General features: G+C 65.0%; 12 protein-coding genes. 6 read left to right on the top strand and 6 right to left on the bottom strand.

Translation table 11 applies throughout. From position 1 onward, the window contains the following. Positions 1-6: 6 nt before the first annotated feature. Positions 7-1,056: a S1C family serine protease gene (locus G5S42_RS10490; protein WP_176106686.1), complete on the bottom strand. Its 1,050-nt coding sequence runs from the start codon at positions 1,054-1,056 to the stop codon at positions 7-9. A gap of 188 nt (positions 1,057-1,244) precedes the next feature. Between G5S42_RS10490 and G5S42_RS10485 the strand changes: the two genes are divergently transcribed. Continuing rightward, positions 1,245-1,643, top strand: a complete 399-nt coding sequence (locus G5S42_RS10485) for a VOC family protein (RefSeq protein ID WP_176106685.1) — start codon at positions 1,245-1,247, stop codon at positions 1,641-1,643. A 163-nt stretch (positions 1,644-1,806) separates the two neighbouring features. Next, positions 1,807-2,733: a polyphosphate kinase 2 gene (gene ppk2, locus G5S42_RS10480; RefSeq protein WP_176106684.1), complete on the top strand. Its 927-nt coding sequence runs from the start codon at positions 1,807-1,809 to the stop codon at positions 2,731-2,733. A 102-nt stretch (positions 2,734-2,835) separates the two neighbouring features. On the opposite strand, the gene G5S42_RS10475 is transcribed toward ppk2, so the two are convergent. Together G5S42_RS10475 and G5S42_RS10470 are read right to left on the bottom strand one after the other, a co-directional pair. Continuing rightward, positions 2,836-4,422: an inorganic phosphate transporter gene (locus tag G5S42_RS10475; protein ID WP_176106683.1), complete on the bottom strand. Its 1,587-nt coding sequence runs from the start codon at positions 4,420-4,422 to the stop codon at positions 2,836-2,838. A 182-nt stretch (positions 4,423-4,604) separates the two neighbouring features. Further along, positions 4,605-5,198, bottom strand: coding sequence for a short chain dehydrogenase (locus G5S42_RS10470; protein WP_013092348.1), 594 nt, complete (start codon positions 5,196-5,198; stop codon positions 4,605-4,607). A gap of 225 nt (positions 5,199-5,423) precedes the next feature. Here G5S42_RS10470 and G5S42_RS10465 point away from each other — a divergent pair, with 225 nt between their 5' ends. Both G5S42_RS10465 and G5S42_RS10460 read left to right on the top strand, forming a co-directional pair. Beyond that, on the top strand, positions 5,424-6,269 hold the full coding sequence (locus G5S42_RS10465) for a CHAD domain-containing protein (protein ID WP_176106682.1): 846 nt from the start codon (positions 5,424-5,426) through the stop codon (positions 6,267-6,269). 103 nt (positions 6,270-6,372) lie between these two features. Next, a complete protein-coding gene (locus G5S42_RS10460; protein WP_176106681.1) occupies positions 6,373-7,968 on the top strand; it encodes a GGDEF domain-containing protein in 1,596 nt (531 codons plus the stop codon). 65 nt (positions 7,969-8,033) lie between these two features. Here G5S42_RS10460 and G5S42_RS10455 read toward each other — a convergent pair whose 3' ends face one another. From G5S42_RS10455 to G5S42_RS10445, 3 genes are all read right to left on the bottom strand, one after another. After that, positions 8,034-9,158, bottom strand: a complete 1,125-nt coding sequence (locus G5S42_RS10455) for a VTT domain-containing protein (RefSeq protein ID WP_176106680.1) — start codon at positions 9,156-9,158, stop codon at positions 8,034-8,036. 265 nt (positions 9,159-9,423) lie between these two features. After that, positions 9,424-10,062, bottom strand: coding sequence for a GTP cyclohydrolase I FolE (gene folE, locus G5S42_RS10450; protein WP_176106679.1), 639 nt, complete (start codon positions 10,060-10,062; stop codon positions 9,424-9,426). Positions 10,063-10,199: 137 nt separating this feature from the next. Then, positions 10,200-11,129, bottom strand: coding sequence for a LysR family transcriptional regulator (locus G5S42_RS10445; RefSeq protein WP_013092343.1), 930 nt, complete (start codon positions 11,127-11,129; stop codon positions 10,200-10,202). A gap of 433 nt (positions 11,130-11,562) precedes the next feature. On the opposite strand from G5S42_RS10445, the gene G5S42_RS10440 reads away from it, so the two are divergent. Together G5S42_RS10440 and G5S42_RS10435 are read left to right on the top strand one after the other, a co-directional pair. Next, the gene (locus tag G5S42_RS10440; protein ID WP_176106678.1) at positions 11,563-12,270 is read left to right on the top strand and encodes a 3-oxoacid CoA-transferase subunit A; all 708 of its coding nucleotides are present in this window, start codon (positions 11,563-11,565) and stop codon (positions 12,268-12,270) included. A 13-nt stretch (positions 12,271-12,283) separates the two neighbouring features. Continuing rightward, positions 12,284-12,943: a 3-oxoacid CoA-transferase subunit B gene (locus G5S42_RS10435; RefSeq protein ID WP_176106677.1), complete on the top strand. Its 660-nt coding sequence runs from the start codon at positions 12,284-12,286 to the stop codon at positions 12,941-12,943. The last annotated feature ends 161 nt before the right edge of the window (positions 12,944-13,104 follow it).

Raw genomic sequence — 13,104 nt, 5'->3', positions numbered from 1 at the left:
GTCTTCTTACCCCGCCTGCTCAACTGGCGTCACCGTCAACTCCAGCCGCTGCGCGCCGCGCAACACCGTCACGCTGACCGGCTTGTCGATACGCGAAGCATCGAGCGTGCGTTGCAGACCATCCACATCCTGCACCGGCTGCATGTCGATCGCGACGATCGTGTCGTCGGTGCGCAAGCCGCCGAGCGCGGCCGGACTGCCTTTGACGATCTCCATGACGTGCACGCCGCTTTGCGTGCCGAGGCCAAAGTAGCGCTGCACACGCCGCGACAGCGGCGTCGTCGTGCCGGCCACGCCGATATACGCGCGTCGCACGCGGCCATGCGCGAAGATCTGCATGATGACCCACTTCGCGGTATCGATCGCGGTCGCGAAACAGATGGCCTGCGCGCCAGGAATGATCGCGGTATTCACGCCGATCACCTGACCCGCCGAATTGATCAGCGGTCCGCCCGAGTTGCCCGGATTCAACGCCGCGTCGGTCTGGATCACGTCGTAGATCATGCGGCCGGAGTTCGAGCGCAGCGACCGGCCCAGCGCCGAAACGACGCCGGTCGTCACGGTCTGCTGCAGCCCGAGCGGGTTGCCGACCGCAATGGCGATCTGCCCGACGCGCAGCTTCGACGATTCGCCGAGTTCGACATGCGGCAGCGGCTCCGGCGAACCGATGCGCAGCACCGCGAGATCGCTGCCTGGATCGTCGCCGACCAGATCGGCGTCGAACTTCGCGCCGTCGGCCAGCGTCACCTGGATATGCGTCGCGCCATGCACGACGTGGCTATTGGTCAACAGGTAGCCGTCGGGCGTGAACAGAAAGCCCGAGCCGGTGCCGCCGCGCGCGCCGCGACCATGCGCGGACGCGTCGCCGGGCAGCCGGCGCTCGACGGCGATAAACGCGACCGCCTGCTGCACGCGCTCCAGTGCGCCGATCACGGTGCGGGAGTAGGCGTCGAGCAGTGCGTCGTCGTCGGCGGTCAAAAGCTCGGTGGATTGGGGCCCGGGGGCGTCGGATGCGGCGCTCGACAGGTCATCGATGAAGCGTGGACGGCTTCCCATAACGATGCTCCGGATAGACGGGCTGCGAGATGCGGGGCGTCGCGCGGGTTTTCAAGGGCGTCTGGGGCGGGGCGCCCGGGGTCGTCCGGAGTGCCGCACTGGCGGCCAGCGCGTGTGAGACACTTTCCGGGGCGGGCCGTCGCTCGCCGCTCGCTCGCTCGCTCGCTCGCGCCACGGAGACCCCCTTCATGTCCGCATCTACCCCTTCAGCGCCGCAACCTCCGCAGCCGGAACCACGCATCGAGTCTCTGAGCGCAATCACGCTCGCCACCAGCGACATGCAGCGCGCCGTCGCCTTCTACGAAGCGCTCGGCTTCCCGCTCAAATACGGCGGTCCGCGCGAGGCCTTCACGTCGTTCGCGTTCGGCAGCTCGTATCTGAACCTGATCGCCGATGCGCGCGCGCCGGTCAACTGGTGGGGGCGCGTGATCATCTACGTGTCGGACGTCGACGCGATCTATGCCAAGGCGCTGGCCGCGGGCTTGCAGCCGTCGCTCGCGCCGGCGGATGCGCCGTGGGGCGAACGCTATTTTCATATCACCGATCCGGACGGCCACGAATTGAGCTTCGCGCGGCCGCTGCACTAGCGGCGGCAGCCCAGGCAAAACTCGCTATCATGGGTGTTTCCACGCATCCGCAGCGGCCGCCCACGCGGTAACACGGCTGACACCTCGCGCTTCGATAATCGAACGCGACCGCGTCGCGCTAGCCGCCGCGCGCCATCCCATTCCTGTTGCGAGGAGAGCCGCAATGAAAGAGCCGGACCCGAGACCCGATTTCGAATTGATGGCGGAGCGGCAACGCCGTTTCGAGGAAGACCTCATCGATGCCTACGACGAAGAACTCGAAATGGAGGTCGACGACCGCATCATCGACGGGCCGGCCGGATTTACGCCCGAGCATCGCGAGGCGCGCAGGCAGTACTTCCGTGAACTGTTCCGGCTGCAGGGGGAACTGGTCAAGCTGCAGGACTGGATCGTCGCGACCGGACATCGGCTCGTCGTGATCTTCGAGGGGCGCGATGCGGCGGGCAAGGGCGGCGCGATCAAGCGCATCACGCAGCGCCTCAATCCGCGCGTGTGCCGCGTGGCAGCATTGCCCGCGCCGAATAATCGCGAGCGCACGCAATGGTATTTTCAGCGCTATGTATCGCATCTGCCGGCGGGCGGCGAGATGGTGCTATTCGATCGCAGCTGGTACAACCGCGCGGGCGTCGAGCGCGTGATGAACTTCTGCACCGACGAGGAATACGAAGAGTTTTTCCGCTCGGTGCCGGAGTTCGAAAAGATGCTGGTGCGCAGCGGCGTGCAGATCCTCAAGTACTGGTTCTCGATCACCGACGAAGAGCAGGAACTGCGCTTCCAGAACCGCATTCACGATCCGCTGAAGCAGTGGAAGCTGAGTCCGATGGATCTGGAAAGCCGGCGCCGCTGGGAAGCGTATACGCAGGCGAAAGAAGTGATGCTGCAGCGCTCGCATATCCCCGAGGCGCCGTGGTGGGTCGTGCAGGCCGTCGACAAGAAGCGCGCGCGCCTGAACTGCATTCACCATCTGCTGAGCCAGGTGCCATATCACGAGATCGAGCACCCGCACATCGAATTGCCGTCGCGCGTCTATCACGAAGACTATAGCCGCCAGCCGGTGCCCGACGCGATGATCGTGCCCGAGGTGTACTAAAAAGCGGATCGTATGGACTAGCGGGCCAACGAAAAAGCGCGGTACGTATAGAACGTATCGCGCTTTTTTTCGTGCTGGATGGGTTCCGCCAGATCGGCGAACTCAGAACACCGAACGGAACACCCAGTACAACCCGCCCGCGAGCGCGATCGACGCGGGCAGCGTCAGCACCCATGCGAGGATCAGGCTGCGCACGGTGGCCCATTGCAGGCCCGAACCGTTGGCCGCCATCGTGCCGGCCACGCCGGAAGAGAGCACGTGGGTCGTCGACACCGGCAGACCGTAGACGTCGGCGGCACCGATCGTGACCATCGCGACGAGTTCAGCCGACGCGCCCTGGCCGTACGTCAGATGCTGTTTGCCGATCTTCTCGCCCACCGTGACGACGATGCGCTTCCAGCCGACCATCGTGCCGAGACCCAGTGCGATCGCGACCGCCACCTTGACCCACGGCGGAATGAACTTGGTCGCGTGATCGATCTGCTTTCTAAAGTTGGCGATGACCTTCGCGTCCTCGGGCGAGAACTGCGGCTGATTGGCCTTCTGCATCAGACGGATCGCCTCGGACGTGACATACATGTTGTTGCGCACGTTATCGACGATGCCTTGCGGCAGCGCGGCCATCGAGCCAAATTCGCCGACCTGGCGGCCGATCTGCTCGGTCAATTGCCGCAGCGCCGGCAGCGTCGCGGGTGTCAACTGACGGGTGCGCACGAAGGCCTCGACGTCGGCGCGCGGATCCGCGGAAGGCGCCGCGCCCTGCGTGTAGCGCGCTAGCGTCGCCGCGGTTTGATGCGCGACCGCGACGAAGTTCTGCGTTTGCTCCGGCGTGACCGCTCGATTCAGTGCGTACGCAGTGGGCACCGTACCGATCAGGATCAGCATGATCAGGCCCATGCCTTTCTGGCCATCGTTCGAGCCGTGCGCGAACGACACGCCCGTGCAGGTCAGAATCAGCAGGCAGCGAATCCAGAACGGCGGCGGCTCCTTGCCTTTCGGCTCGGCATACAGCGCGGGCACCCGCACGACGGCCTTCAGGATCAGCAGCAGCAAGCCCGCGAGCAGAAAGCCCACGATCGGCGAAAACAGCAGCGACTTGCCGACGCCGAGCGCCTGAGTCCAATCGACGCCGCTGGTGCCATTCGCACCGTGCATCATCTGATTCATCAGGCCTACGCCGATGATCGAGCCGATCAGCGTGTGCGAGCTCGAAGACGGCAGGCCCAGCGACCACGTGCCGAGGTTCCAGATGATCGCGGCGATCAGCAGCGCGAATACCATCGAGAACCCGGCGCTGCTGCCGACCTGCAGGATCAGCTCGACACGCAGCAGTTGCAGCACGCCGAAGGCGACCGCACCGCTAGACAACAGCACACCGAGAAAATTCCATGCGCCGGACCAGACGACCGCGATATTCGGTGTCAGCGAGTGGGTATAGATGACGGTGGCGACCGCATTGGCCGTATCGTGAAAGCCGTTGACGAACTCGAAACCGAGCGCGATCAGCAGCGCGACGCCGAGCAACAGATAGGGCAGCACCGAGCTTTCGCGCACGGGCTGCAGATCGTCTATCAGATGAACACCGCAGTACACGACGCCCGCAATGAGCAGGCCGGCGAAAATCACCAGGCCTGCGCTACGGCCCTTGCCGCTGGCGGCGCCTGGTTGCGGATACGAAAGTTCCGGCATGGCGTGAGCCCCAAAAATGTGGTCGCAGAGTATTCGATGCTGCTTTCGCTGCGTGTCGCAATGATGACAACTGCGTGACGGCAATGGGGGTTAAAAAATGGTCGCGGCGCGGCTTGTGCCGCCGCGCACTGGACTAAGCAAGTGATGAATAAAACCAGGCAGTGGACGCACCGCAGTCGCGCCTACGATGCGCTGACGACTTCGCCGCTTGCGCTGCCACCGAGGGTGCGTTTATAGGCTTGTGCGACGATTTCCGCCGGTATCCCTTGCGACGGATCTCGGCCCATCGATTCGAGCGTTTCGGCGACCCACCCCGGGCTCACCACATTGACGCGGGCTTTGCCGCGCAACTCGAGCGCGGCCGAGCGCGCGAACGCCTCGACGCCCGCATTGACGATGCTGACCGCGGCGCTGCCTTCCATCGGCTGTTGCGCGAGCACGCCGCTCGTCAGTGTGAACGAGCCGCCTTGCGACACATGGTCCACGCCGCAGCGCACAACATTGACCTGCCCCATCAGTTTGTTGGCAAGACTAAAAGAAAAGTCTTCGTCGCCAAGCGCCGCGAGCGGCGCGAATTTCGCGGAGCCGGCCGCGCAGATGATCGCGTCGAAGCTGCCGGCTTGCGCATACATCGCTTCGATGCTGCGTTTGTCGGACAGATCGACGTGCAGGTCGGAGCCCTTGCGGCTTGCGCCGACCACGTCATGCTCGGTGGCCAGCAGCTTCACGATGTGCGAGCCGAGCAGGCCGGTCGCACCGACAACGAGTATTCGCATACATCCTCCTCTGGTCTGTTTGCGGCATTTGCCGCGCCACACACTGCATCGTCAAGCCGGAGCATTCGCCGGACCGCGCGATAAGCGGCCCCATCGGTCGAGCATAGGCGCTGCCGACACGACACGCCACCGCGTAACTGGGAAACCCGCCGATTTGCGCGGTGAATCCCTCGTGAGCATCGATTTTGCTACGTTGGAAATACGGTCACGTTTCCGGGAGCATCGATGAAGCAAGACAGTGAAACAGCCAACGAGCCGGTACCCGAAGAATCGGCGCAGCGGGCCTTTACTTCCTACGCCGCGCCACTGGTCGATGAGGCGGTCAGACTCGCCAAAGGCATACACGACGACCCGTCACCCGAAGCGCTGCACAAACTGCGTGTGTCACTGCGGCGTTTGCGTTCGTTGTGGTGGGCGTTCGCACCGCTGCTCGACAAGGGCGAAAATTCTCGCCAGCGCGCCGTCTATAAGTTCCTTGCCACCGCGGCGGGTAAAACGCGCGATTGGGACATCCTGATCGAGTTGCTCAAGCAGGAAGGCGGCGACGCACGAGCGTTGATGCCGAAGCTCGAGCAGACGCGCCGCGACACGCTGGCGACCAGCCGCGAGACGTTGTTGAATGCCGACGTCAAACATCTGTTGCGCGATGCGCTGGCCACCACTTCCGGGGAACTGCACGCCACGCACGATGCCGATATTGCGTTGCGCAAATTTGCCGCTCGGCGCATTCGGGCGTCGGAGCGCTCGTTGAAAAAACGCATCAAACGCGCGCGCCATGCAAAACGCTCGAATTACGCGGCCTTCCACGATGTCAGAAAAGCGGGCAAGAAACTGCGCTATCTGTTCGAGTTTTTCGGGCCGGCGCTTAAAATCAGCCATAAGCGCACGCTCAAGCGGCTGAAAAAGCTTCAGAAGCGCTTCGGGTTGCTCAACGATACCGTCGCCAGCGAAGCGCTGTTGCGCGACAATGCGGCGTCGCTTGCCGACGCGAACCACATCGAAGCCGCGTTGGCCTGGCTCGACAGGAAACGCAAACGCCGCTTGCGCGCGGCGTCGGAGCTACTGGGCTGAGCGAGCGCTCTGGTCTCGCTGGCACGGAGCACCCGCAGCCCAAATTGCACGGCGCACCGCGCTACTGGTCCGAAAGAATCGTCCGCGAAAGGAGGCGAGGAGCGTGGCACAGCATGGGCTTTCGCTGCGTCATCGGTTGCGCCTGGCGTTGCATGCCGTTCGAGCCGGGATGACCCGCTATGTGGGCAACCGCCCGTGGGTGGCCGGCGTCGCCGGCACGCTCGTCGCGTTGGCGATGTCGATCCTCACTGCGGTGGAAGTCGGCGAAGGCCGCCGCGAAATGCTCGATCATGCGCGCCAGACCTCGCAAAACCTCGTGTCGATCATTTCCGCGGATCTCGCGCGCAACGTCGAAATCTATAATCTGTCGTTGCAATCGATGGTGGATGCCGCGCGCAGTCCGGACACCTGGACCCTGCCGGTCCCGGCACGCCAGGCGAGGCTGTTCGATCGCGCGACCACCGCCGCCTTTCTCGGCGGTGCGTATGTCGTGGGCGCCGACGGCGAAGTGGCCGCCGCACAGTACGACGACGCCAACACCACCGTCCATCTCGACGACCGCGAATACTTTCAGGTGCAGCTGCGCAACCCGGCGGCGGGCCTGTATTTCTCGCATCCGTTCATGTCGCGGCTGCGCGGCGGCATGCCGTCGATCGCGCTGACGCGGCGCATCGACGATGCGCAGGGCAACTTCGCCGGCATCGCTCTGCTCGCGATTCGCATCGAGTACTTCCAGCACCTGCTGGACCGGATCGACACCGGCGAGCAGGGTTCGGTTTCAATCGTGATGGCGGACGGCACGCTGCTCGCGCGCAAGCCGGTCGACGGGCGCGATATCGGCGCGAGCGTCGCAAAGTCGCCGACCTTCGTACCGATGACCGCGCACGACTCCGGCACCTACGTATCGGTCTCGCCGGTCGACGGTGTGCGGCGCATCGTTACGTACGCGCACGTACCCGGCACGCCGCTGATCGTGGCGATCGCGCCCGCCGTCGACGACGTGCTCGCGCCGTGGCAGCATCGCAGCCACGTGGCGGCTGCGCTGACCATCGGGTTCGGTGCGGTGTTCGTGGTCGTGTCGTGGCTGCTCGCGTTCGCGCTGCGCGACAAGCAGCGCGCGCAGGCCGCGCTGCTGCGTCTCGCCTCGACCGATTCGCTGACCGGGCTCAGCAATCGCCGCGTGCTCGACAAGCGGCTCGACGACGAATGGAAGCGCGCGCGGCGCGACGACAAGCCGCTGTCGGTGCTGTTCATCGATATCGATCACTTCAAGCGTTTCAACGACACCTACGGCCATGAGAGCGGCGACGAAGTATTGGTCGCGGTGGCGGATTGCATCGCGTCCGTGGCGCGGCGCTCGGTCGATCTGGTCGCGCGCTACGGCGGCGAAGAGTTCGCGGTGGTGCTGCCGGATACCTCCGCGCGGGGCGCGTTCACGGTCGCGGAGCAAATTCGACGCAAGGTGGAAAACCGCGTCATCGTGCGTGGACACGATGCGCCGCAGGCGGTGACGGTAAGCGTCGGCTGCGCCACGGCGCTGCCGGGCGCCACGGATTTCGCCAACGGAGCCGAGCTGCTGGCCGTCGCTGACGCGCAGCTCTATGTGGCGAAGAACGAAGGGCGCAATCGCACCCGGTCGGCGCAGTGGGACGAGTATTCGGCGGTGCAGGGGGCGTCGAGTACGGGCACGGCGCTCTGACGCCAGGTATCCGTTCACGTGAGCGTGAGCGCTCGCTCGGCCTAATGGCCGCGACGCAGCGCGATTCAGGCGCGCTCCACGCTGCGCGGCGCGAAACCGCGCAACGTCACTGCAGCTGCAGTTTCGCCCCGCCACGCCGGGCGTGGCTGATCGGCCGCCATACCGTCCGCGTAAGCCAGCGAGCCCACCGGGAAGCCGCGCCGCCGCCATGCGTCGAGCCCGCCACGTAGTGCGCGAATCCGCGTGTAGCCGTTGCGGCGCATATGTTGCGAGACTTCGAGCGCGGTCGCGCTGTCCGGACAGATGCAATAGATGACCACGTCGTGCGTGCGCAGTGCACCGTCGATCAGTTCGGGCGAGTGAGGATCGAGCGCGAGCGCGTCGGGGATCTGGCCTCGCAGATCGAGCAGTGGTGCGCCGGGCCGCGCATCGAGCACGCGGGACGGCGCCGTGCGGCTCAGGCGACCGGAGTGCCGCCAGCTCCACGGCAGTCTCGATGCGTCGCTCGCCGGTGACGCGTGCGTCGGCGCGGCCAGCATCGGCGTGGCCAGCATCGGCGTGGCCGGGGCCGACGCGGCTCGCCTGAACCGACGTTGTTCGTCATATCGCAGATACAGCCGGCAGAGCAGATAGAACAGCGCCACCACAAGAAGGATGTCGGCGAGTGTGCCGCCGCGCCGTTCGACGAATGCGCGCAACATATGCACCTCGCGCTCCACCGCCGCGCCGCCAAGCAGCCAGAAAGTCGCCCATGCGATCACACTGGCCAGATCCCATAGTGCGTAGATGCGGATGTCGACGGCGGTCGTGCCCATCAACGGCGGCGTGATCAGGCCGAGCCCAGGCACGAACTTCGAAATCGACACGAGCGGCATGCCATAGCGTTCGAATAGCGAGCGCGCCATTTCGAGCCTCGTATCGACGACGGGCGACAGGCGGCCGAGCCATGCGAGCAGCTTGCGCCCATACAGCCGGCCGGCCGCGAACCAGGTGCCGTCGCCCATCAAGGCGCCTAGCACCGCCGCGCCGAGAGTCGGCCAGAACGACAGGGTGCCCGCGGCGATCGCCGAGCCCGCGACCAGCAGCATCGGCACGGCCGGGATCGGTACGCCGAGGCGCGTCAGCAGGACGTTGACGAACACGATCGCGCTGCCCCAGTTTGAAATCGCCGACAACGGAAACTCGACCAATTGAGCCGCTCCTGTTGCTGCTGGTGGGCTGGCATGCGCACCTTGGATTTCAGCATAGGCGATGGCTTGTGGGCGGTGCGCGGTGCGCGTGGGGAGGGTGGATTGGGCGGGGTGATCGATGAGACGCAACTAACTGTCAACCCCACCGGCCCACCACGACGTTGCCGGTGAGCGTGAAGAGAGTGCGCGCGGGGCCGCACGCAGGATTCGCAGGGGCGGGGGCTGCATCGTCACCGAACCCCAAACGGCCCCTGGGTTCACCGCATCAGGCATTCGGCATGGCCACCACGCCCGGATTCCCGACGATCGCCAGAAACTCCCGCCGGGTCGACGGATCGGTGCGGAACGTGCCGAGCATGCGCGAGGTGACCATCGTGACGCCCGCTTTATGCACGCCACGCGTCGACATGCACTGATGCGCGGCTTCGAGAATTACGCCGACGCCGGCCGGTTGCAGCACGTCGTTCAGCGTATCGGCGATCTGCACCGTCATCTTTTCCTGGATCTGCAGCCGCTTCGCGAACGCATCGACTAGACGCGCGAGCTTCGAAATGCCGACCACGCGATGATTCGGCAGATACGCGACGTGCGCGCGTCCGATGATCGGCACCATATGGTGCTCGCAGTAGCTTTCGAAGCGGATGTCCTTCAGCACGATCATTTCGTCGTAGCCGTCCACTTCGGAGAAGGTACGCGCGAGGATTTCGCGCGGATCGACCTGATAGCCCGCGAAGAACTCGTCGTAAGCGCGCGTCACGCGCGCCGGCGTGTCGATCAGGCCTTCGCGCTGTGGATCGTCGCCGGCCCAGCGCAGCAGCACGCGCACCGCTGCCTCAGCTTCTTCGCGGCTCGGGCGTTCGACGGCCGCTGCGGGTTTGGTTTTCTTTGCCTTGCTGCTGGTCATGCGTCGTCCTCCTGGATCGCGTGTCGATGCTGCGCTGCGCGCGGGGTCAGTAACTGAGGTCATTGTTCCATGTTTTGCGCCCGAAGATGCCGATGCCCCTTTCGCTGCCGGGGCGGTCGCGGACTTGCCTCGAGCGGCTACTTCGGCCATTCGTCCATCGCATCGTTGAACAGTTCGGCGACCACGCCGCGCAGCCAGCTGAGGCGCGGATCGTTATGAAACTTGCGATGCCAGTGCTGCCGCAGGTCGAAGCGCGGCAACGGCAGCGGCGGCTCGACGAGCATGATCGACGCATGCTCCGACACGTACGCGAAGCCGATCGCGTGCGGAACGGTCGCGAGCAGATCGGTGCGCGCGAGGATGAAAGGCAGGCTCATGAAGTGCGGCGTTTCGAGCACCGCGCGCCGCTTGATGCGCTTCTTTTCGAGGTACTGCTCGAGCACTTCCTGGCTGCGTCCCTCGGCGCGCACCACCGCGTGCCCCGAGGCCACATATTGCTCGAGCGTGAGCGGCCCCTTCGACAGTGGATGTCCGCTGCGCATCAGGCAGATGAAGCGGTGGGTGAAGAGTCGCTGCTGAAAGAAGTTGTTGCCCGCCAGGTCCGGAAAATAGCCGACGGCGAGATCGACGTCGCCCGATTCGAGCCCGCGCTCCACCTGCGACGGCGACAGCGTCACGGAGCGCAGATTCGCCGACGGCGCGCGCTCGGCGAACAACTGCAAAAGACGCGGCAGAAACACGATCTCGCCGACGTCGGACAGCGCGATCGAGAACGTGTGCGTGCTCGTCGCCGGATCGAAGTCCTGCACGTCGAGCATGCCTTTCTCGATGCGCAGCAGCGCGTCGCGCGCGGCGGGCAGGATCGCGAGCGCGCGCGGTGTCGGCTCCATGCCTTTCGATGTGCGCACGAACAGCGGATCGTCGAAGTATTCGCGCAGACGGCCAAGCGCGGTGCTCACGCGCGGCTGGCTCACGCCGAGCTGCTCGGCGGCGCGGCTCACGTTGCGCGTGTCTTCCATCGCAACCAGATAGGGGATCAGATTCAGATCCAGATGTGTCTCGGACATACTAGTTATGGCTCGCGGGCCGGGCGAGGCAAGGGGGTGCCTATGCCGTATCGCTATAGAGCCTAGTTGAAAAATCGCCCATAAGCATAGTGGGATTTTGCGCGGCCGGCTTTTTCGCGCGCAAGACGAGCGCCGGGCAAGGACAACCCGCGCCTTCGCCGCCGCGAGCGGCGACCTATGATGAAGGGGGTTTCCCTGCCTTGACAATCCGCCCACAGGACAACCATAATCGCCGGAGCGTTCGCTAAACGAATCACTGTTCATGTAACGAACAAAATTCAGCGGCGAATCAATCGAAGGCGCCAGCCCGCCCTCTCCCTCGCGAGCCGTCGCCAGCATGCCCGGAGACTGTTTCCGCGCGAGCTTTGCCGCGAGCCTGGTCGGTGAGGGCTGTCAGCCCAGCGGCACGTAGCGCCCCCAAAGGAAATTCGACATGATCAACAAGATTTTCGAGACACTTCAATCGGCGGTCGCCGATGTCCACGACGGCGCGACCGTCATGATCGGCGGCTTCGGCACGGCCGGCATGCCGTCCGAACTGATCGACGCGCTGATCGAACAGGGCGCGCGCAACCTGACCATCGTCAACAACAACGCAGGTAACGGCGACATCGGCCTCGCGGCGCTGCTGAAGGCCAAGCGCGTGCGCAAGATCATCTGCTCGTTCCCGCGCCAGACCGACTCGTATGTCTTCGACGCGCTCTATCGCGCCGGCGAAATCGAACTGGAACTCGTGCCGCAAGGCAATCTCGCCGAGCGCATCCGCGCGGCGGGCGCGGGCATCGGCGGCTTCTTCACGCCGACCGCGTACGGCACCAAGCTCGCCGAAGGCAAGGAAACCCGCCTGATCGACGGCCGTCACTACGTGCTCGAGTCGCCGCTGCATGCGGACTTCGCGCTGATCAAGGCGTACAAGGGCGACCGCTGGGGCAACCTGATCTATCGCAAGACCGCGCGTAACTTCGGGCCGATCATGGCGAGCGCCGCGAAGACCGCAATCGTGCAGGTGTCGGAAGTGGTGCCGCTCGGCGGCCTCGATCCGGAAGAAATCGTCACGCCCGGTATTTTCGTGCAACGCGTGATCGAAGTGCCGCAAGCGGCGCATCTCCCCACGCCCAATCCTCACGACGCTGCTGCCTGACCCGGAGACCGACATGAAGAAACTGACCCGCGATGAAATGGCCAAGCGCGTTGCCCAGGACATCCCTGAAGGCGCTTACGTGAACCTCGGCATCGGCGTGCCGACGCTGGTGGCGAACCACCTCGCCGCCGACAAGGAAATCTTCCTGCACAGCGAAAACGGTCTGCTCGGCATGGGCCCGGCACCGGCGAAGGGCGAGGAAGACGACGAACTGATCAACGCCGGCAAGCAGCACGTCACGCTGCTGACGGGCGGCGCTTACTTCCATCACGCGGATTCGTTCGCGATGATGCGCGGCGGCCATCTGGACTTCTGCGTGCTCGGCGCGTTCCAGGTGTCGGCGAAGGGCGACCTCGCGAACTGGCACACCGGTGCGCCCGACGCGATTCCGGCGGTCGGCGGTGCGATGGACCTCGCGATCGGCGCGAAGCAGGTCTACGTGATGATGGAGCACCTGACCAAGCAAGGCGAAAGCAAGATCACCGCCGAGTGCTCGTACCCGGTCACCGGTATCGCCTGCGTGACCCGTATCTATACGGACCTCGCGATGATCGACGTCACAAAGGAAGGCCTCGTCGTGCGCGAGATTTTCACGGACATCGGCTTCGACGAACTGCTGAAGCTGACTGGCGTGCCGATGACCGACGGCACCCAGGCCGCACGCGCGGCCTGATGCGTGGCTGAGGCGTCGCGGCGGCGGCCTGCCTTGCGGCCGCATCGATGGCGCCTCGTCTGAAGGCAGCATTGCACGAACGGGCCAGCGCTGACGAGGCAAACTCTTCGTCAGCGCTGGCCTGACAACTTCAGCGACAGCCTGCCCGCGTTTGGCGCACA

Source organism: Paraburkholderia youngii, assembly GCF_013366925.1.
GTDB classification, from domain to species: domain Bacteria; phylum Pseudomonadota; class Gammaproteobacteria; order Burkholderiales; family Burkholderiaceae; genus Paraburkholderia; species Paraburkholderia youngii.
The sequence above is the reverse complement of the archived record's forward strand: the minus strand, read 5'-3'. Positions and strand labels throughout refer to the sequence as shown.